Source organism: Mesorhizobium sp. M4A.F.Ca.ET.050.02.1.1 (genome assembly GCF_003997725.1).
GTDB lineage: Bacteria > Pseudomonadota > Alphaproteobacteria > Rhizobiales > Rhizobiaceae > Mesorhizobium.
This window is the reverse complement of the sequence record NZ_RZSG01001482.1, coordinates 1-489: the sequence shown is the minus strand read 5'-3', so window position 1 is coordinate 489 and position 489 is coordinate 1. Positions and strand designations below refer to the sequence as shown.

Annotated in this window: 1 protein-coding gene; it reads left to right on the top strand. The window is 66.5% G+C overall.

Annotated features, from left to right (window positions below; genetic code table 11):
- Window positions 1-489, top strand: a 489-nt coding sequence (locus EOA33_RS38255; protein WP_281033615.1) for an NAD(P)-dependent oxidoreductase, incomplete at both ends; no start/stop codon positions are given.

Sequence of the window (489 nt, the reverse complement as noted above, 5' to 3'; positions counted from 1 at the left end):
ATCCTGGCAACGGTCAGCGACCGCTTGCCTTCCGCCGTGTTTCCCGACGGCGACGCCCGCACCCGCATCATCGCCAATTTCGGCGTCGGCTTCAGCCATATCGATGTCGCGGCGGCCCGCGACCGCGACATCGTGGTGACCAACACGCCTGGCGTGCTGACCGATTGCACCGCCGACCTCGCGCTTAGCCTGATGTTGGCTGTCGCGCGCCGGACCGGTGAAGGCGAACGGCAGCTGCGGGCCGGAGAGTGGCGCGGCTGGTCACCGACCCACATGGCCGGCGCGAAGGTGTCGGGCAAGACCTTGGGTATTGTCGGCATGGGGCGCATCGGCAAGGCGACGGCCAGGCGCGCGCATTTCGGCTTCGGCATGAAGATCGTGTTCTTCAATCGCTCGCCGGTCGATGATGAGGAGACGCGCGCCATGAGCGCGGTGCAGATGCAGACTCTGGAAGGTGTGCTCGCGGCATCCGATTTCGTGTCCCTGCAC